The sequence below is a fragment of the Salinibacterium sp. TMP30 genome (assembly GCF_038397785.1).
In the GTDB taxonomy this organism is placed as follows: Bacteria; Actinomycetota; Actinomycetes; order Actinomycetales; family Microbacteriaceae; genus Rhodoglobus.
In genome coordinates, this window is record NZ_CP151642.1 from 1,803,392 (window position 1) to 1,821,109 (window position 17,718).

Below are 17,718 nucleotides of genomic sequence, written 5' to 3' on the forward strand. Positions count from 1 at the left end.
CATGACCAACTAACCCACTAACCAAGCACTCAAGCAACCGCAAGAAAGGAGGTACAGATGGATGACTCACGCTCGATCTTCGCGCAGGTCGCCGAGAACATCGAAAACGACATCATCTCCGGCGCTCTTTCTGAAGAGGGCCAGGTCCCCTCGACGAACGAGTTCGCAGCCTTCTATCGCATCAACCCCGCGACCGCCCTCAAAGGTGTGAACGTGCTCGTCGATGCAGGAATTCTCTACAAGAAACGAGGTATCGGAATGTTTGTCGCCACCGGCGCTCAAGAAAAACTTAAAGGTGCACGCCGCGACAAGTTCAGCAGCGAGTACGTGCGTCCGCTCTTAGACGAAGCAGAAAAGCTTGGCATCGACTCCACCCAACTTGCCCAGATGATCGCCAAGGAGGCGAAAAACTCATGACATCAACCATCGAGGTACACAACCTCACGAAACGATTTGGGAAAGTCGTCGCCGTCAACGACGTGACTTTCTCCGTTGCAGAAAACAAAATCTATGGCCTGCTCGGCCGCAATGGCGCCGGCAAGACCACACTCATGCAGTTGCTCACCGGCCAAGAATTTGCCAGTGAAGGCACGATCTCACTGTTTGGGCAGGCACCGGTGGAAAATGCCAAGGTGCTGCAAAACACGTGCTTCATCAAAGAGAGTCAGCGCTACCCCGAAGACTTCCGCCCCAAAGACGTATTTAAGACTGCGCCGTGGTTCTTCGCAAACTGGGATCAGGAGTTCGCCGAGCGACTCATCGCCGACTTCCGACTCCCGCTCGACCGCCGCATCAAGAAGCTCTCGCGCGGCCAACTATCCTCCATCGGCGTCATCGTGGGTCTCGCCTCGCGCGCACCGCTCACCTTCTTCGATGAGCCCTACCTGGGGTTGGATGCCGTGGCTCGCCACATCTTCTACGACCGTCTGCTTGAGGACTACGCCAACCATCCGCGCACGGTCGTACTCTCCACCCACCTCATTGACGAGGTCAGCAACCTTCTCGAACACGTACTCGTTATCGATGACGGCAAGCTCCTCATCAACGAGGATGCTGAAACTCTGCGCAATCGTGCCACCACCATCGTCGGCATGAGGACCGCTGTTGACGCGTTTGTCAGCAACCGAAAAGTGCTGCACCGCGATGGCATTGGCGGGCTCAGCTCGGTAACCGTTGCCGGGCTCAACGAGAGCGAGCGCCGCGACGCGAAAGCCGCCGGGCTGGAACTGTCACCGGTCTCGCTGCAGCAGCTCATCATCCAACTCACCAGCAACGAGACCAAGGAATTCGAGGCCAGCGCATGACAACCACAACTTCGGCGCTCGCACATGCGGCGAGCCCCCTGAAACGAATCACGAATGTCACACGACTTCACTTCGCTAACCCGTGGACGACTCTGGGATTGCCGTGGATCATCCTCGGAGTTATCTTTCTCGGCTCGCTGACAATCTGGTGGCTCATCTACTCTGCCCTCCCGCCGACCGATCGAGAAAATGCCCTACAGGGCACGGAATTTGGGGGTTCAAGCACCTTCATCTTCATCTACATGATGGTGGTGGCAATTCAGGCGATCAGTATCACCTTCCCCTTTGCTCTCGGCTACGGGGTGACTCGTCGGGACTACTACCTAGGCAGCTCACTGGCCTTCGTTGTCCTCGCTGTGGTGTACACCACGGGGCTCACGATTCTGGCCGCGATTGAAAAGGCAACCAACGGTTGGGGTATGGGCGCATCACTGTTTGCACCGATCTTCTTCGGTGATTCCGCACTCGAACGCATCTATGTGGAGTTTGTGCTGTTCCTGTTCTTCCTGTTCTTCGGCGCAGCAATAGCGGCGGTCTGGGTGCGTTGGAAGGCCAACGGAGTTGTCGTGTTCTTTATCGTGGTCGGGGCCTTACTGGTGGGCCTGGTCGCACTCGCGACCTTCACTGACTCGTGGTTCGCAGTCGGCGATACCCTCGTTAGCCTCGGCGTCCTAGGGGTGGCAAGTTGGAGTCTCGTGATCACCGCGATCAGTGCGATCTCCGGATTCTTCCTGCTGCGAGGGGCAACCCCGAGAAACGCGGCGTAAAGCCTCGTTCGACACCGCGAACGCAACCACACGACACACGGATGCCCGGCTATCGCTCTGCGGAGGCCGGGCATCCAGTCGTTCACTCTGGCATCACTCTGGAGCCGGTGTCGGCGCTCGCCCGACCGGGTCGACAGCTACGCTTCGAGCGACTTCTGCAGGAGATAGGTGCCGACCCAGCGATCGAATTTGAAACCGACGTGCTTCAGGTGCCCGATCGATTCGAAGCCCAGTTTGTGGTGAAGGTGCACGGAGGCGTCAGCACCGTCATCCGAGATCACCGCAATCAGTTCGCGGATACCCGCAGCGCGGCCGCGCTGAAAGAGCTCCTCCATGAGCGCACCCCCAAGCCCGCGACCGGTTGCGGCGGGCGACAGGTAGATCGAACTTTCGACGGTGTGCTGGTAGGCGGCTTTGGGGCGCCACGAGAACATCGCCGCATAGCCAACCGCTCGGTCGTCGTGATCGACGGCCACCACGAACGGCAAGCCCGCCGATTGCACGGTGGTGCGCTTAAGCTCCATGGTTTCGGCAGTCACCGCGCCGACATCGAAGGTGACCACGGTGTTCAGCACAAAGTGGCCGTAGATTTCGGCGAGCGCGTCAGCATCAGCGGCTGTGGCATCTCTCAACTGGAATGCGATGGGACTCTCCCGACGTGATGGTGACTAAGAAGACTATTTTAGGGGTCGATGCGCCAGTCAATTGCCGCCGCACCTTGCGCCTCAAGCGCAGCGTTAGCCCGGCTGAACGGCTTCGAACCGAAGAAGCCACGACTGGCCGACAACGGGCTCGGGTGTGGACTCACGATCACTGGTGTGTCGCCAAGCAACGGGGCGATGGATGCCGCATCCTTTCCCCACAGCATGGCAACAAGTGGTTGCGGCCTCTCTGCGAGCGCCTGAATCGCGTGAGCGGTCACCTCTTCCCACCCGTGACGACGGTGGGAGCCAGCCTCCCCTGCCCGCACCGTCAGCACGCGGTTGAGCAAAAGCACCCCCTGACGCTGCCAGGCGCTGAGGTCACCGTGGGCAACAGGCGGGATGCCAAGGTCGGCGTTCAGTTCTTTGTAGATGTTGCTGAGGCTGCGCGGCAGTGGTCGCACGTTTCGGTCGGCCGAGAACGCTAACCCCACCGCATGGCCGGGCGTGGGGTACGGGTCTTGGCCGACAATCAGCACACGCACTTCGTCGAACCGCGTCTGGAAGGCGCGCAGCACAGCCTCCGGCTCAGGCAGCCATGGTCGCCCCGCCGCGGTTTCGCGGTCGAGAAACTCGCCAACAGCATCCAACTCTGCGGCCACTGGCTGCAACACGTGAGTCCACCCGGGGTCGACACTGCAGAAATCCATGTCACTACGCTAGCTTCCGCCCCGGCTACCGATAGCATCCGTTCATGTCACTGCTGCGCGGAAAATCCGGAGCCATCACGTTTGGCCTCATCGGTTATCTCTTCTTTGTCGAGCTGGTGAGCGGAATCATTCAGGGGTACTACATCCCGCTGATTCCCGATCTGGTGCAACACTTGGGCATCCGCGATGCCGACTTCAACTGGTTTGAGGCCGCGCAACTGCTGTTGAGCGCGATTGTGGTTCCGATTTTGGCGAAGCTTGGTGACATGCACGGCCACAAGCGCATCCTGCTCGTCTCAACTGTGTTCACGGCGGGCGCGACCTGGTGGCTGGCGTTTACGGGTGACTTCACAAGTTTTCTGATCGCTTGGGCGCTGCAGGGGTTTTACGTTGTGTGGCTGCCGCTCGAAGTGGCGCTTATTTTTGACCGCGGACGCGTCACCGGTACCGGGGCATCGCAAACCCGTCGGGCTGCAGGCTTCCTTGTCGTCGCTCTCGAGGCCGGCGCCATCATGGGAGCTCTTGGTGGCGGCCGCATCTTCAAGGCATTCGGCGAGAACGTGCAGCAGACCCTCATGATTCCAGCAATTGCGGTGACCATTGTCTTCTTCGTGATCCTGTTTGGTGTTCCCGAGTCGAAGCCGCTGCCGGGTCGTTCTCTCGACTTCTGGGGCTTCGTGTTACTCACGATGGGGCTACTTCTCATCACCTCGGGGCTGACGTTCTTGCGCATCAACGGGCCAGGAGCGTTGTGGGTGTACCTGCTGATGCTCGCCGGTGTTGCGACGTTCATCCCGTGGGGCCGCTACGAACTGCGCCAAAAAGACCCCGCCATCGATCTTCGGATGCTGCGAGACCCCAGCATGTGGCCCATCCAACTCACCGCGGGGCTCGTCGGTATCAGCCTCCTCGGTGCCCAAGCGCCGCTCGCCACCTTCGCGGGAACCGACCCCATAAACGGCTACGGACTCGGTATGGAGTCAGATGAGATTTCGTACATCATCGGTGCCTACCTGATTTCAATGATCGTGGGTGCGCTGCTCTTCCCTGTGCTCTCGAAGTGGAAGAGTCCGCGCGTGGCGCTCATCGTTGCCACGTTCTTCGTGGCCACGGGATATCTGTTGTTCTTGCCCAACCACGACACCGTGCTGAGCGTGTTCCTCAACATGAGCATCGCGGGACTCGGTTCGGGGGCGCTTGTTGGCGCACTTCCGGCTGCTGCTGCGGCTGCCGCACCACGGGGTCAGACCGGGATTGCCACTGCACTCACGAATACCACGAAGACAATCGGTGGTTCGTTCGCATCCGCCGTCTTCGCCATCGTGCTCGTCGCGGGTGCCGCATCCGCGGTCACCGAGACGGCCTCAAGCCTGCTCGGCTACCTGACTGTATTTGCGATTTGCGGCGGTGGTGCGCTCGTCGCGGCCGTGCTGCTCTTTCTTGTGCCGAAGCTCGCGTTCGCCGATGTTGTCGATGACATCGACGAGCTCATGCCTGCGATTAACGCAGATGATGATGCTGAGGATGTCTCCGCCGCGGACGCCACAACTTCGGTAACCCCCGGCAAAGACCACGCTTAGCGAGGCTTCAGTTCACCCCTGATCATCTTGTGGGGTGCTGCTTGCGCGACAGGCTTGATCGTGACGAGGTCGAGGTTCACGTGGGCGGGCAGCTCGATCGAGTGCACGATGGCCTCCGCAACATCCTCGGCTACGAGGGGGTCGGGCACGTTGTCGTAGACCGAGTCTGCTTTCGCTGCGTCGCCGGCGAAACGCACGAGCGCGAACTCTTCGGTCTTCACCATTCCGGGCGCGACCTCGATCACTCGGATCGGCTCCCCCGCGAGCTCCAACCGCAGCACAGCGGTGAGCGCGTGCTCGGCGAACTTGGCGGCGTTGTACCCGCCACCGCCTTCGTAGGCTACATGGCCGGCAATCGAGGTGACCATCAGGATGCTCGCGCTCTCGCCTGCAACGATTCCCTCGCGCAGCAGAGGCAGAAGCGCACTGGTTACTCGCTTGGTGCCCACAACGTTGACGTCAAACATGCGGCTCCAGTCATCCGGGTCGCTGTCTTCGACACTGGCAAGACCGAGCGCACCACCCGCATTATTAACGAGCGCGTGGATAGGACCGAGCGCGCGCAGGTAGTCGGCGAGCGCGTCTACTTCAGACTGACGCGTAACATCGGCAACAAAAGTGTCAACACCCGTCGCCGCCGCGAGCGCCGCGAGACGCTCCTCCCGTCGCGCAACGGCAACCACCTGCCAGCCGTGCTGCGCGAACCGCCGTGCGGTCGCCTCGCCAATTCCTGAACTTGCGCCTGTGACTACTACTCGCCGATTCACCATTCCTCCAAAGTACCGGTATTACACTTCAACGAATGACCGGAGTCTCTCTCACGCCGCCTCTGGCTGCCCACGCCCCCAAAGTGCGGATGCCGCACTGGGATAACGCGCGCTTTCTTGCCGTCACGCTAGTGGTGATCGGCCATGGCATCCAGCGACTCACCTACGACTCGAACAATGCTCTCGCGCTGTACCTCTTCATTTACGCGTTCCACATGCCTGCGTTTGCCATCATCAGCGGCTACTTTTCGAAGCCCGGGCCACCGTCAGCCAAGCAAATGCGCCGGGTTCTGACGGATATTCTGTTGCCGTATTTCATCATGGAAGCGATTTGGGCTCTCGTGAAATTCTTCGCCGAAGGCGAGACCAACCTCAACCCGTCGAAACCGAGTTGGACCCTCTGGTTCCTGCTCGCTCTCGGAATTTTCCGCCTAATCCTTCCGTACCTTGCTCAGCTTCGCTGGCCACTAGTCTGGGCCGTCATTGGCTCGATCGGGGTCGGCTATTTCGACAACATCGATAGCACGTTCTCCCTCTCGCGGGCCATTGGCATCCTTCCCTTCTTTGTTCTCGGCTGGAAGCTGCGCGAGTGGGGAACGGTCGAACGCTGGCAGACCGCCAAACATTCCGTCTGGCTATTTCGAGGCCTCGCCGTAGCGGCGTTTGCGGGCTGGAGCATGATCATCCTGAGCAACATCGAACTCTGGCGCACCATTGATTTGCGCTTCTGGTTCTTCTACGACGACTCCTACCAGGGCCTCGGTGAAAGCCAGTGGTTTGCTGGCGGCGTGCGACTGGCACTCATCGTGCTCGCCGTCATCCTCAGCGCCGCTTTCTTCATACTGGTGCCGCGCCGCCACACCTGGATTACGGATGCTGGCCAAGCCACCATGTACGTCTACCTACTGCACAGCTTCGTTCTCTATCCCCTCCGCGAAAGCGGACTGCTGCAGGATGAACGGACCTCCGCGATGTGGCTTCTCAGCCTCGTGCTCGCATCCGTCGGGGTGGCACTGGTTTTGTCGACCCCGATCGTGAAAACGATCTTCCACTACATCATTGAGCCCAAACCACGCTGGCTTTTTGCACCGCAGCCCGACGACTCCTCGAAGAAGGAGAAGAAGGCCAATCAGTCAGAGAAGGCCAAGGAGCGTTGAGTTACGACATATTTCGTGGCTGATTGACCGACGCGCATGCCCTGCTTAGGCTCACAGTGTGGCGGACATCCCGACCCACCAATAGACACGAGGAGGCCGCTGTGAGCGACTGGAACTTTGAAACCAAGCAGATCCACTCGGGCGCGCAGCCTGACCCCACCACCAACTCGCGGGCAACCCCGATCTACAAGACCACGGCGTACGTGTTCAAGGATGCAGATCACGCCAAAAACCTCTTTGCGCTCGCTGAATTCGGCAACATCTACACCCGCATCCAAAACCCCACCCAGGATGTCGTCGAGCAGCGGGTAGCCGCCCTCGAAGGCGGAACCGCAGCACTGTTACTCGCTTCCGGCCAGTCTGCGACAACGTTCGCTGTGCTCAACATTGCGCAGGCTGGCGACCACATCGTGTCGTCGTCGTCGGTCTATGGCGGAACCTACAACCTTTTCAAGTACACGCTCGCAAAGCTCGGCATCGAAACCACGTTTGTGGAGAACCAGGATGACGCCGCCGAGTGGGCTGCAGCGGTACGACCCAACACCAAGCTGTTGTTTGCGGAAACCATCGGTAACCCCCGAATCAACGTGCTCGACATTGAGCTTGTTGCCGATGTTGCCCACGCAAACGGCGTTCCGCTGATCGTCGACAACACGATCGCGACTCCGTACCTCATCCGCCCGTTCGAGCACGGCGCCGACATCATTGTTCACTCCGCAACCAAGTTCTTGGGTGGACACGGCACGGTACTCGGCGGCGTAATCGTTGATGGCGGCAAGTTCGAGTGGTCGAAAAACGTCGAGAAGTTCCCCGGCCTCACCGAGCCCGACCCCTCCTACCACGGTGCGAGCTACACCGGCGTACTCGGCGATGCCATCGCGTACATCATCAAGGCACGCGTTCAATTGCTGCGCGACTTGGGGTCGGCCATTTCCCCCGACAGCGCATTCTCGCTCATTCAGGGCATCGAAACACTCAGCCTGCGCATCGAGCGTCACGTTCAGAATGCGCAAGACGTTGCCGAGTGGCTCGATAACCACGACGACGTTGACGTTGTGTACTACGCCGGGCTCCCCACGAGCCCCTGGTATGCCAACGCCAATAAGTACGCCCCCAAGGGTGTCGGTGGAGTTCTCTCCTTCGAGCTCAAGGGCGGCGTCGATGCTGGTCGTTCATTCGTGAACGGTGTTTCGCTGTTCAGCCACGTCGCCAACATCGGTGACGTGCGAAGCCTCATCATCCACCCCGCATCGACAACCCACTCACAGCTCTCCCCCGAGCAGCAGTTGACCGCCGGAGTCACACCAGGGCTAGTGCGTCTCTCGGTGGGCTTAGAAAACATTGAGGACATCAAGGCTGACCTGCAGGCTGGTTTCGATGCGGCACGCGCAAAGACCGCTGAGGTTCGCGCTCGCACCTAAAAGTGTTGACAGCGTAATAATTTCGTACCGCACGCCATTGTTGGCGATACTTGAGAGACATGGACTGGCAAACACCCGAAGACACTGTTCCTTCGGCATTTATCACCGACGCAAACGTGCGTTCGCTCCTCGGCAAGCCCCCGGCAACGGGGGCTTGGCGCGAGGGCGATCCCGTCGGTCAACGCCAGTTCATCACCGTCACTGACCTTGCGCTGGAGTTCAGCGGCCGACTTCCCTCGGCGCGCATCGCCTACGAGACGCACGGCACTCTTAACGACGACGCATCCAACGCAATCCTCGTGGCACATGCCCTCACGGGTGACAGCCACATTGTGGGCAATCCTGGCAACGGACATTCAACGGCCGGATGGTGGAACGACCTAGTCGGACCGGGTAAAGCTATCGACACCAACCGCTGGTTCGTCGTTGCCCCCAACATCTTGGGCGGCTGTCAGGGCAGCACCGGTCCGGCGTCTCACGCCCCCGATGGAGCGGAGTTTGGTGCCCGCTTCCCGTTCATCACCATTCGCGACCAAGTCGCCGCTCAGGTTGCTCTGAGCGATGCCTTAGGCGTCGACCGTTGGGCGGCCGTGATCGGCGGTTCGATGGGGGGGATGCACGCCATCGAGTGGGCGGTCGGGCATCCTGATCGGCTCGAGAAAGTCGCAATTCTTGCCGCGCCCCCCGTGTCTACAGCAGACCAGATTGGGCACAACTCGGTACAAGTCGAGTCAATCCGCACCGACCCAGCCTTTGCGGATGGCGCATACTACGACGCAGCCGACGGCGATGGCCCACACCGGGGCCTCGCTCTGGCGCGACGACTCGCACTCCTCAACTACCGTTCCTCAGACGAATTGAATGAGCGCTTTGCCCGCACGTGGCAGAGCGAGGTCAGCCCGTGGGGTCGCGGTGGGCGGTATGCGGTCGAAAGTTACCTCGATTTTCACGGCAACAAGTTTGCCCGCCGTTTCGACGCCAACAGTTACATCACGCTGGTCGAGGCAATGAGTTCGCACGATGTGGCCCGCGGTCGCGGAACGCTTCAGCACGCTCTTGCCCGAGCAACAATGCCAGCACTCGTCCTCGGTATCGACAGCGACCGCCTCTTCCCGGTCTCCGGCCAAGAGATCATTGCCGAGCACCTCCCGGGCAACATTGATGGCGCACAGCCGCACATCATCCACTCTCCTTTTGGGCATGACGGGTTCTTGATCGAAGCCGCACTCGTGAGCCCACAGCTCGAACGACTACTCAACCTCTAGGGCGGCTGGGAATCGCAGCACGCATAGCGTGTTGGTCGTGAAATAACGACCGCTCACGCAAAATGGCGGTGCGTCACCCCCGTCAGAGGGGCGAAATGTGCAAGCATTGCCACCGATGGACGTCATTGCGAAAGAACGGGATCGCCTACTGCAGCGCACTGCGCGCGTAGCGAGCCTGAGTTTTTTGACCGTTTCTGTCATCTGCTTGAGCCTTCCCGGTGCCGTCCAAACCATGACGCTACTATTGTGCCTTCCGCTGTATCTGATCATTGCTGTCCTGCAGTTTCAGATGGGCAAAAACCGGTCACTCGGCTGGGTGGTGCCGGCGTTTGTGGCAGGCATCGTCGCAATCTTGCTGATCGCGGGAACTCCTGGCGGCCCAAGCCAAGCTGGTCTCTCTGCCGCGGCTCAACTGGCATCGGCGTCGCTGGCCTGCCTCGCGATTGTATTGACAACGACACGCCTTCGTCGGCTTGTGCTCCTGGCAAGTTTCGTCGCTGTGGCAGGCACCACGGTCCTCGCTTTGGAGCCATTTCAGAAGCCCATCCCCACCCTCGCACTATTGACTTTTGGCTGGGTCCTCGCGGCGCTCATCGGATTCTGGATCAGTTCTGGCGTGCCTCAAGCAGTCCGGCGCATTGCCAGCATCGGTCGCGCCCACCGCGCGGAACGACAAGCAAGCGAGACTGAAGCACAACGCCGTCAGGGTGCCCGCCTTCTGCACGACACCGTATTAGCAACCCTCACACTGCTTGCGCACTCCGGTGTGGGAGTTTCTGCGGATGCCATGCGCCAGCAGGCAGGCGACGATGCGCGGCTACTTCGTCAGTTGCGCCTCGGCGCCACTCCCACCCCGCAAGCATCCGGAGACTACAACCTCAGCACTCCCGTGAGCGAGACAGTGCTCGGCACGACCCTCGAGTCCGTTAAACAGCGCTTTGGCCGCATGGGGCTCGAGGTGAGCTGGCATGGCACTGGTCAAGTACTTCTACCCAGTGATGTGCTCGATGCGTTCCTGTTGGCTCTTGCTGAGTGCCTAGAAAATGTCCGCCGCCATTCGGGTGTCACTGACGCTCATGTCACCATCACCGAAGACGACACCACCGTGCGCGCAATGATCACAGACTCTGGTGTCGGTTTCGTGCTCGACGACGTTGATTCGGCCAGTCTCGGATTCAAGGAGTCGGTAGTCGCTCGGCTCAAAGAAGTTGGCGGGCAGGCGCGACTGTTCTCCACCCCCGGCTCAGGCACGACTGTTGTCTTGGAGGTTCCGCGATGACCTACGCTCCCCCCGAAGAAAACACTCTGGGCGTCATCATCGGCGGCAAGCCGCGCCACGCTAAAAGTGCAACCGTCCGACGACTCGCTGGCGATGACACCCCACGATTAACGAGTCTCGGAACCGGTTTCGTGGGCGTCGGCGCTGCCGTCCTCGTGAGTCTGCGCGCCCTCTATGGGCTCGTGTGGCTCGTCGCACAGTGGGATCAGTATCCGAACCCAATTCCGGCAGCCGTAGCCTGGATCATCCTTGTTGTCGTGATTGTGGGAACGATCACCGCAGTCCAAGTCATGAGCGGCCAATTGCCCCACTGGATGTTCGCGCTTTTCCTCACCGGGCTCGCCTCGGTGGTGGCGCTCGACGTCTATGCCATTTGGCCGCTCCACGACATTGGTGGATACGCCACCTCGGCAATCGCAGCGGGCATGACGCTCCTTCTCGTCCTCACGGTTCGCCCTAGCAGCGACATCATCGTCGCGGTGTCGGTAATCGGTGTTGCACTCGCCGTCGTAATCGTTGTGAACGTGCCACTCACGCAATACACCCTTGCGCCCCAAATCACGGCTGTCTCCTTTGCGGTGCTTCCGACAGTGATCGGGCTCGTACTCATTAGCAACTTCCGCCGTCTTGTGCAGGTCGAACTCGATCGCGTTCTCGTGCAGAGCACACTTAGCGCGCCACGTTTCGCGGTCGGGATGATGGCATCCGAAGAGCTTGCTCGCCTCGACCTGGCCGCAGAAAAGTTGCTCGACTCCGTAGCAAACGGGTCGACCACGCTTCCGCTCTCCCCCAAGATCGCTTCAACTGCGGCGTCACTGGCAACTGAACTGCGCCTGCACCTGATCGAGGGGCGCCGTGAGACGTGGCTTTACCATGCGATTACCGAATCAGACCTGCTCGGTAAGTCCGTAACCCTGACAGACAAGGGCAGCCTTGCGGGGCTACTCGACCCCGTTCAACGTGACGGACTCTTGTCGACCGCATGGCTGTTCGTGGCAGACACTGCGAAGCGTGGCGCGAAGAATTCCGTACACATCACCATTGCGCCATCGACAACCGTTATGGCCCCCGGCTTCGAAGACAAAGTGGCAATCGGAATCAGCGTGACATCGACCGGGGTCATCCGAAACCGGATCGACGCATCCACGTGGCAAGCCATCGCTAAGGTAGGGAGCTACACCGATTCCACAGAAAATTCCAGTGTGAGACTCGACATTGAATGCCTTGTCGATAACCCTGCCGACCAATAATTTCGTAAGATGAGACGATCGACTAGAGGAATTCATTGTGACTGAACCAACAAAGCGCATCCGACTCGCAATCGTAGACGATCACCGAATGCTGCTCGGCGCTCTCACCGAGTGGATCCGAAAGGCCGCAGCAGACATCGATATGGTCGTTGCCGTGCCCACCTGGCCCGAGCTCACGATCCACCCCGAGTTTCCGGTCGACGTCGTTCTCCTCGACCTCGACCTCAAAGACAACATCCCAGTGTCCCTCAAGATCAACACGCTCAAGTCGATGAACGTGCGCGTTGTGCTCATGAGCACCTACTCCGAGCCCAACGTGGTACGCGAAGCTCTTGCCGCTGGCGCGCTCGGTTACCTCGTCAAGAGCGAAGATGCCGACATGATCGTCGAAGCAATTCGCGCAGCATCCCAGGGTGAATCATTTGTTTCGGCTGAACTAGACCTCGCACTCAACGCGGAAGAAATCGGCGGAGCCCCCAAGCTCAGCGCGCAAGAACGCCGCGTCATGGCGCTCTATGGCGGCGGTGAACCCGTCAAGTCTGTCGCGTACCAACTCAGCATCTCTGAAGAGACCGCGAAGAGCTACCTCAAGCGTATTCGCGAGAAGTACCGCGTTGCGGGCTTCGATGTAGGAACAAAGGTTGCACTACGCAAGCGCGCTCTCGAAGATGGAATCCTCATCGAGACCGACACCATGCACCACCTGTAGAGGCTAACTTTCCCAGCCCGCAATAGCCTGTTCGAGGCGCTCAACCTTGCCTGACATCTCACCAGTGTGACCGGGGCGGATGTCGGCCTTCAGCACGAGCGAAACGCGCGAACCGAATGCACCAACGGCTTCCGTCGCTGCTTTCACGACGGCGAAGACGTCATCCCAGTCACCCTCGATTGTGGTGAACATTGAGTCGGTCTGGTTCGGCAGCCCTGAATCGCGAACTACCTTCACCGCCGCAGCCACGGCGTTGTGAACTGAGTCTGTGCCGTCGGGGCCACCACTGGGTGCTACTGAGAATGCGACGATCATGCTGACTCCTTTGTTGTTGGACTAACCGAGGGTGAAGAAGATTCTGTAGAGCGGCGCACAGAAACAGAAGTCCGCGCTGTGCCGCTCGGCGCGAGCCTGACCAGCCCCACAATCGCCCACCCTAACAAAACGAAGAGCAGTAGATTCCTGACGCTCACCAGCGTAATCATCGCGGGATTCGACGCCAAAAGCAGGTGATACAGGTACGGATAGACAGCGTGCGTGAGCGTCGCGATTACGAGCGTGAGCACTGCCGGAACGCGGAAGTTCACGGCACCCTGAGCGCTGTGGCTTAGCAACCCAAGGACAACCGGAACCGCAAGCCAGGAGATGAACTGGGGCGAACCCACCTTGTTGACGACGATGAGAGCAGAAACAAGCGCGAGGCTCAGCACCGAGAGAACGCTCGATGCCGCAACTCCCGCCCGAGCCGCGCGCATACCGAAAATCGCAATCACAACAACGGTGAGTGCAAGCAGCGGCGTAACGACCGCAGCCGCCACACCAACCCCTGCGCCTGCGATCTGAAAAGTCAGGATGGTGGTGTCGTAGTAAATGAAGGTGTCGGGAACGGCAGCAACGATCTGCCAGAGCCAGATTCCCGCAACAGGAGACTCAATCTGGATACCCCGCCCTGTCTGCTGAGTGATGAAGCTGAACACATTCCACTCAGCCCCCGCAAGCAGCGCAAAGACCACAACCGTCGCGCTCGCTACCGCAGCAGCTATTGCAAACTTCCCGCGATCGCGCACCGCAATAAGCGCCGCAAGCACGAGGGCCGCTGGCCACACTTTGACCCAGGTCGCACAGGCCAGCACAATTCCAGCAGTCGTCGGGTGTGCCCGCAGCAGCCTCACCCCAATAATCGCAAGCGCCACAGTGATCGCGTCAATGCGGGCCAACGCGATAGGGCCGAGGGCGAGCAGAAATGCTGCCCACCACCATCCGGCGCGTACTCCCAAGCGTGACGTCCCCCACCGGGTGAGGAAGCCCAGCGCGACAACATTGACGACCATCACGATTGACAGCCAAGCCGCCGCGATGTGTTCGACACCGAACGTGACAGATGCCAGTATCGGCACCAGCGCCAACAAGGGATACACCCAGGGCATATCGACGCCGACTACGACGCCGGAGGCATACGCCTGTTCAGCCCACTCCGCGTACACGATGGTGACATCACCCAGTGGCAAGCCGGGTGCCCAGAGATTCAGCAGGCCAAGAACAAGGTGCACGACAACAAACGTCAGCCAGAGCGCAATCGCGCCGACCGTTCGTGAGGTTGTCACGTCACGTCAACGATTGTGGCGTCGCCGCCGACGAGCCCAGCAATTACTGGGGGCACGTTGGCGCACAGATCGAGAATGGTGAGCGGCCCCCCAGCGCTCGCCCGATGAGCGGCCACGCCATGAACGTAGGATGCCGTGGCTGCGAGCCCCACGAGCAAGCTGGGGTCGGCGAGCACCCTGTCGCTGTGCGTCGCGACGAGGGAACCGAGGATCCCGCCGAGCACATCGCCGGCACCGGCAGTGGCGAGCCACGCTGGTGCAGCCTCCACCACTACGGTCGTGACACCGTCGGTCACGTAGGTAGTATGCCCCTTGAGCAGCACCGTGATTCCCCAGCGTTGTGCGGCCTCGATCGCCCACTTCTGGGGTTCGGCAGCGATGCGTTCGACCGGCTCATCAAGAAGTCGAGCGAGCTCGCGGTAGTGCGGGGTGATCACAACCGGGCCCGATACATGTGTTGCCACATCGAGCGCACCCCCGTCGATCACAAGCGGCACGGTTTGGCGCAGCGCTTCGGCGATCCTCTCCTCGGCAGCAGCTTCACGATTCGCAAAGTCCATGCCCGAGCCGATGAGCCAAGCCTGCACTTGCCCGGCAGACATCACTGCTTCTGGTCTGCGCTGCAAGATCAGGTCTTGTGCGCGCTCTGGGCCAAGATACCGAACCATGCCAACACCGGTACGTAGCGCCGCTTCAACGCCCAGAACTGCCGCACCGGGGTACTCGGCTGAGCCTGTGATCACACCGAGAACGCCCCTGGTGTATTTGTCATCGCTACGCTTCGGCAGTGCGATGTGACGCGCGGCATCGGCAGCGCTCCACCTCGCATCAGTCCCCATAGACAACAACGTTAGTTGACTGGAGTGCTAGCGACGCCGAGTAGCGTCTTGAACTTCACCGACGAGCACTTCGATGATGTCCTCGAGGAAGAGCACACCCGTGGTTTCGTTGCTTGCATCAAAGCTGCGAGCAACGTGCACTCCCGATCGGCGCATTGTCGCTAACGCGTCTTCCAGGTCGGTTTCGTCGTGCATCGAGATCAGCTGACGAATTCGTTTCGGCGGAACCGGTTCGCCGAATTCACTTTCGTCGAGATCGATCACGTCCTTCAAATGCAAATAACCGGTCGGTTCACCTGCGTCGTTGAGCAGAATGTAGCGAGAGAAGCCGTGCTGAGCTACCGCCTTCTCGAGATCGGCAGGTGCGGCATCCTCAGGCAGCGTCACGAGCCCCGACATCGGGATGGCGACATCCCGAACCTTCTTTGAGGTGAACTCAAACGCGCCAGTGAGCGTGCCGCCGGAATCCGTCAGCACCCCCTCGCGAGTGGACTGCGCCACGATAGTCGCGACCTGATCAAGCGTGAATACACTGTTAGCTTCGTTCTTCGGCTCAACCTTGAAGAGTCGAAGAATGCCGTTCGCGGTCGCGTTGAGAGCCACGATGATGGGGCGGAATACCGTAGCAATAAACACCAGGGGCGGAGCCAGCAGCAGCACAGCGCGGTCGGGAACCGAGAACGACAGGTTCTTCGGAACCATCTCACCCAACACCACATGCAAGAACGAGACGATGATGAGCGCCAAGATGAAAGCGATGGTGCCAATGAGTTCTTCACTCAGCCCGGTAAGGGCAAGCGGAACCTCCAGAAGATGATGGATTGCCGGCTCGGACACGTTCAAGATCAGCAGAGACGCGATCGTGATTCCTAGTTGGCAGGCGGCCAACATAAGAGTCGCGTGCTCCATGGCCCACAATGCCGTTTTGGCCGCACGTGAACCAGCTTCAGCCCGCGGTTCAATCTGTGATCGGCGGGCAGAAATGACCGCAAACTCGGCACCGACGAAGAACGCGTTGACGAGCAACAGTATGAAGAGCCACACAATTCCCCAGACGTCCATTAGCTCACCACCTCTGCATCACGAGTGCTGACAAGAGGATCGGGGGTAAACCTCACGCGGTCGATTCTTCGACCTTCCAATCGTTCGATTCGGAACACTCCGCCGGCAGCCGCGATGGTGTCCCCGGTGCGCGGCACACGACCGAGCTCGCTCATGAGCCAGCCAGCGACAGTCTCGAAAGGACCTTCTTCTGGCACCTCAACACCGGTGCGCTCCAAGAGCTCATCGGGCCGCAAAATCGCGGGAAAAGTGAACCAGTCCCGAGAACGCACAACATCGGCCTTAGAGCGGTCATGCTCGTCGGAGACCTCACCGACGAGCTCTTCTACGAGATCCTCGAGAGTGGCAACACCAGCAGTTCCGCCATACTCATCAACCACAATCGCCATTTGGTAGCCGCGGCCGCGCAATTCGGCGAGCAGTGCATCCAAACGCATAGTTTCAGGTACCTGAAGCGCTTCGGTCTGAATCGCTGAGACGGGCACATCGGCCCGCTTTTTGTGGGGAACAGCAACGGCCTGCTTAACGTGAACGAGACCCACGACGTCGTCGATGCTGTCATCGATCACAGGGAAGCGAGAAAACCCGGTGCGCTTAGCCAGCTCAATAACGTCTTGTGCACTATCGGTGCGGTCAATGCTGTCAACCCGCGGCCGCGGTGTCATGACGTCTTGCGCCGTGTGATCGGCGAAAGCGAGCGTGCGCGCCAGCAGTGTTGCGGTGTCGTTATCGAGGCTGCCCTGACGTGCGGATCGTCGCACCAGCGACGTGAGCTCTTCTGCGGTGCGAGCACCCGAAAGCTCCTCTTTCGGTTCGATACCCATCCCGCGCAGGATGGCGTTAGCCGTATTGTTCAACAGGCTCACCGCCGGCTTGAACACAGTCGAAAAAAGGATCTGGAACGGCACAACAAACTTCGCCGTAGCTTTCGGCAATGCGAGTGCAAAGTTCTTCGGAACAAGCTCACCGATGATCATCGACAGCAGGGTCGCAAAGGTGATCGCCAGAATCGTGGCAATCACACTCACTGCCGGCCCAGGCAACACTGCACCTAAAGGAATCGAGAGCCAGGTGCTGAATGCCGGCTCGAGAGTGTAACCAGCAAGCAACGTTGTCAGCGTGATGCCGAGCTGCGCGCTAGAGAGATGCGTCGAGGTGTGCTTCAGCGCAGAAATAACGGGGGTGAGTCGCTTCTCCCCGCGCTCGTGACGAGCTTCAAGCTCGGACCGATCGAGGTTAACAAGCGCAAACTCAGAGGCAACAAAGAACCCGGTGCCGATGGTGAGAGCGAGGCCAGTGGCAAGTAGCAGCCACTCATTCATGAGAAGTCACCCCCTGATGCGGGAGTGAGAGAGAAAGGGCG

The 17,718-nt window shown here is 59.9% G+C and carries 17 protein-coding genes and 1 pseudogene; 10 read left to right on the top strand and 8 right to left on the bottom strand.

Annotated elements, in window-relative coordinates; genetic code table 11:
• Positions 1–57: 57 nt before the first annotated feature.
• Genes AADH44_RS08765 through AADH44_RS08775 form a run of 3 tightly spaced genes read left to right on the top strand, consistent with a single transcriptional unit; the run spans position 58 to position 2,071 of the window.
• On the top strand, positions 58–417 hold the full coding sequence (locus AADH44_RS08765) for a GntR family transcriptional regulator (RefSeq protein ID WP_341952407.1): 360 nt from the start codon (positions 58–60) through the stop codon (positions 415–417).
• Positions 414–1,304 (top strand): ABC transporter ATP-binding protein, encoded by an 891-nt coding sequence (locus AADH44_RS08770; protein WP_341952408.1) that lies wholly within the window; start codon positions 414–416, stop codon positions 1,302–1,304. The genes AADH44_RS08765 and AADH44_RS08770 overlap by 4 nt, the downstream gene beginning before the upstream one ends.
• The gene (locus AADH44_RS08775; RefSeq protein WP_341952409.1) at positions 1,301–2,071 is read left to right on the top strand and encodes an ABC transporter permease; all 771 of its coding nucleotides are present in this window, start codon (positions 1,301–1,303) and stop codon (positions 2,069–2,071) included. The genes AADH44_RS08770 and AADH44_RS08775 overlap by 4 nt, the downstream gene beginning before the upstream one ends.
• A gap of 137 nt (positions 2,072–2,208) precedes the next feature.
• On the opposite strand, the gene AADH44_RS08780 is transcribed toward AADH44_RS08775, so the two are convergent.
• Together AADH44_RS08780 and AADH44_RS08785 are read right to left on the bottom strand one after the other, a co-directional pair.
• Positions 2,209–2,703: an N-acetyltransferase family protein gene (locus AADH44_RS08780; RefSeq protein WP_341952410.1), complete on the bottom strand. Its 495-nt coding sequence runs from the start codon at positions 2,701–2,703 to the stop codon at positions 2,209–2,211.
• Positions 2,704–2,753: 50 nt separating this feature from the next.
• A complete protein-coding gene (locus tag AADH44_RS08785) occupies positions 2,754–3,422 on the bottom strand; it encodes a uracil-DNA glycosylase (RefSeq protein ID WP_341952411.1) in 669 nt (222 codons plus the stop codon).
• A 44-nt stretch (positions 3,423–3,466) separates the two neighbouring features.
• Here AADH44_RS08785 and AADH44_RS08790 point away from each other — a divergent pair.
• Positions 3,467–5,002 (top strand): annotated as a pseudogene (locus tag AADH44_RS08790) (MFS transporter); the annotation flags it as partial.
• Here the strand turns inward: AADH44_RS08790 and AADH44_RS08795 are convergent.
• Positions 4,999–5,772 carry an SDR family NAD(P)-dependent oxidoreductase gene (locus AADH44_RS08795; RefSeq protein WP_341952413.1) on the bottom strand — a complete coding sequence of 258 codons (774 nt, stop codon included), beginning with the start codon at positions 5,770–5,772 and terminating at the stop codon, positions 4,999–5,001. The pseudogene AADH44_RS08790 and the gene AADH44_RS08795 overlap by 4 nt on opposite strands.
• A gap of 32 nt (positions 5,773–5,804) precedes the next feature.
• Between AADH44_RS08795 and AADH44_RS08800 the strand changes: the two genes are divergently transcribed.
• The 6 genes from AADH44_RS08800 to AADH44_RS08825 all read left to right on the top strand — a co-directional run bounded on the left by AADH44_RS08800 (position 5,805) and on the right by AADH44_RS08825 (position 12,850).
• On the top strand, positions 5,805–6,926 hold the full coding sequence (locus tag AADH44_RS08800) for an acyltransferase family protein (protein WP_341952414.1): 1,122 nt from the start codon (positions 5,805–5,807) through the stop codon (positions 6,924–6,926).
• A gap of 56 nt (positions 6,927–6,982) precedes the next feature.
• Entirely contained in the window at positions 6,983–8,347 is a 1,365-nt protein-coding gene (locus tag AADH44_RS08805; protein WP_341952415.1) for a bifunctional o-acetylhomoserine/o-acetylserine sulfhydrylase, read from the top strand.
• A gap of 59 nt (positions 8,348–8,406) precedes the next feature.
• A complete protein-coding gene (locus tag AADH44_RS08810; protein ID WP_341952416.1) occupies positions 8,407–9,612 on the top strand; it encodes a homoserine O-acetyltransferase in 1,206 nt (401 codons plus the stop codon).
• 97 nt (positions 9,613–9,709) lie between these two features.
• The gene (locus AADH44_RS08815; RefSeq protein WP_341952417.1) at positions 9,710–10,891 is read left to right on the top strand and encodes an ATP-binding protein; all 1,182 of its coding nucleotides are present in this window, start codon (positions 9,710–9,712) and stop codon (positions 10,889–10,891) included.
• Positions 10,888–12,141, top strand: coding sequence for a hypothetical protein (locus AADH44_RS08820; RefSeq protein WP_341952418.1), 1,254 nt, complete (start codon positions 10,888–10,890; stop codon positions 12,139–12,141). The genes AADH44_RS08815 and AADH44_RS08820 overlap by 4 nt, the downstream gene beginning before the upstream one ends.
• Positions 12,142–12,178: 37 nt before the next feature.
• Positions 12,179–12,850 carry a response regulator transcription factor gene (locus AADH44_RS08825; protein WP_341952419.1) on the top strand — a complete coding sequence of 224 codons (672 nt, stop codon included), beginning with the start codon at positions 12,179–12,181 and terminating at the stop codon, positions 12,848–12,850.
• Positions 12,851–12,853: 3 nt separating this feature from the next.
• Here the strand turns inward: AADH44_RS08825 and AADH44_RS08830 are convergent, their stop codons facing one another.
• The 5 genes from AADH44_RS08830 to AADH44_RS08850 are packed head-to-tail and all read right to left on the bottom strand — an operon-like array spanning position 12,854 to position 17,677.
• Positions 12,854–13,165 carry a thiamine-binding protein gene (locus AADH44_RS08830; protein WP_341952420.1) on the bottom strand — a complete coding sequence of 104 codons (312 nt, stop codon included), beginning with the start codon at positions 13,163–13,165 and terminating at the stop codon, positions 12,854–12,856.
• Positions 13,162–14,454 (bottom strand): glycosyltransferase 87 family protein, encoded by a 1,293-nt coding sequence (locus tag AADH44_RS08835; RefSeq protein ID WP_341952421.1) that lies wholly within the window; start codon positions 14,452–14,454, stop codon positions 13,162–13,164. The genes AADH44_RS08830 and AADH44_RS08835 overlap by 4 nt, the downstream gene beginning before the upstream one ends.
• The gene (locus AADH44_RS08840) at positions 14,451–15,293 is read right to left on the bottom strand and encodes an ADP/ATP-dependent (S)-NAD(P)H-hydrate dehydratase (protein ID WP_341952422.1); all 843 of its coding nucleotides are present in this window, start codon (positions 15,291–15,293) and stop codon (positions 14,451–14,453) included. Before AADH44_RS08840 ends, AADH44_RS08835 begins: the two co-directional genes overlap by 4 nt.
• A 27-nt stretch (positions 15,294–15,320) precedes the next feature.
• Complete coding sequence (locus AADH44_RS08845; protein ID WP_341952423.1) at positions 15,321–16,355, bottom strand: hemolysin family protein; 1,035 nt, start codon at positions 16,353–16,355, stop codon at positions 15,321–15,323.
• Positions 16,355–17,677, bottom strand: a complete 1,323-nt coding sequence (locus AADH44_RS08850; RefSeq protein ID WP_341952424.1) for a hemolysin family protein — start codon at positions 17,675–17,677, stop codon at positions 16,355–16,357. The genes AADH44_RS08845 and AADH44_RS08850 overlap by 1 nt, the downstream gene beginning before the upstream one ends.
• Between the last annotated feature and the right edge of the window lie 41 nt (positions 17,678–17,718).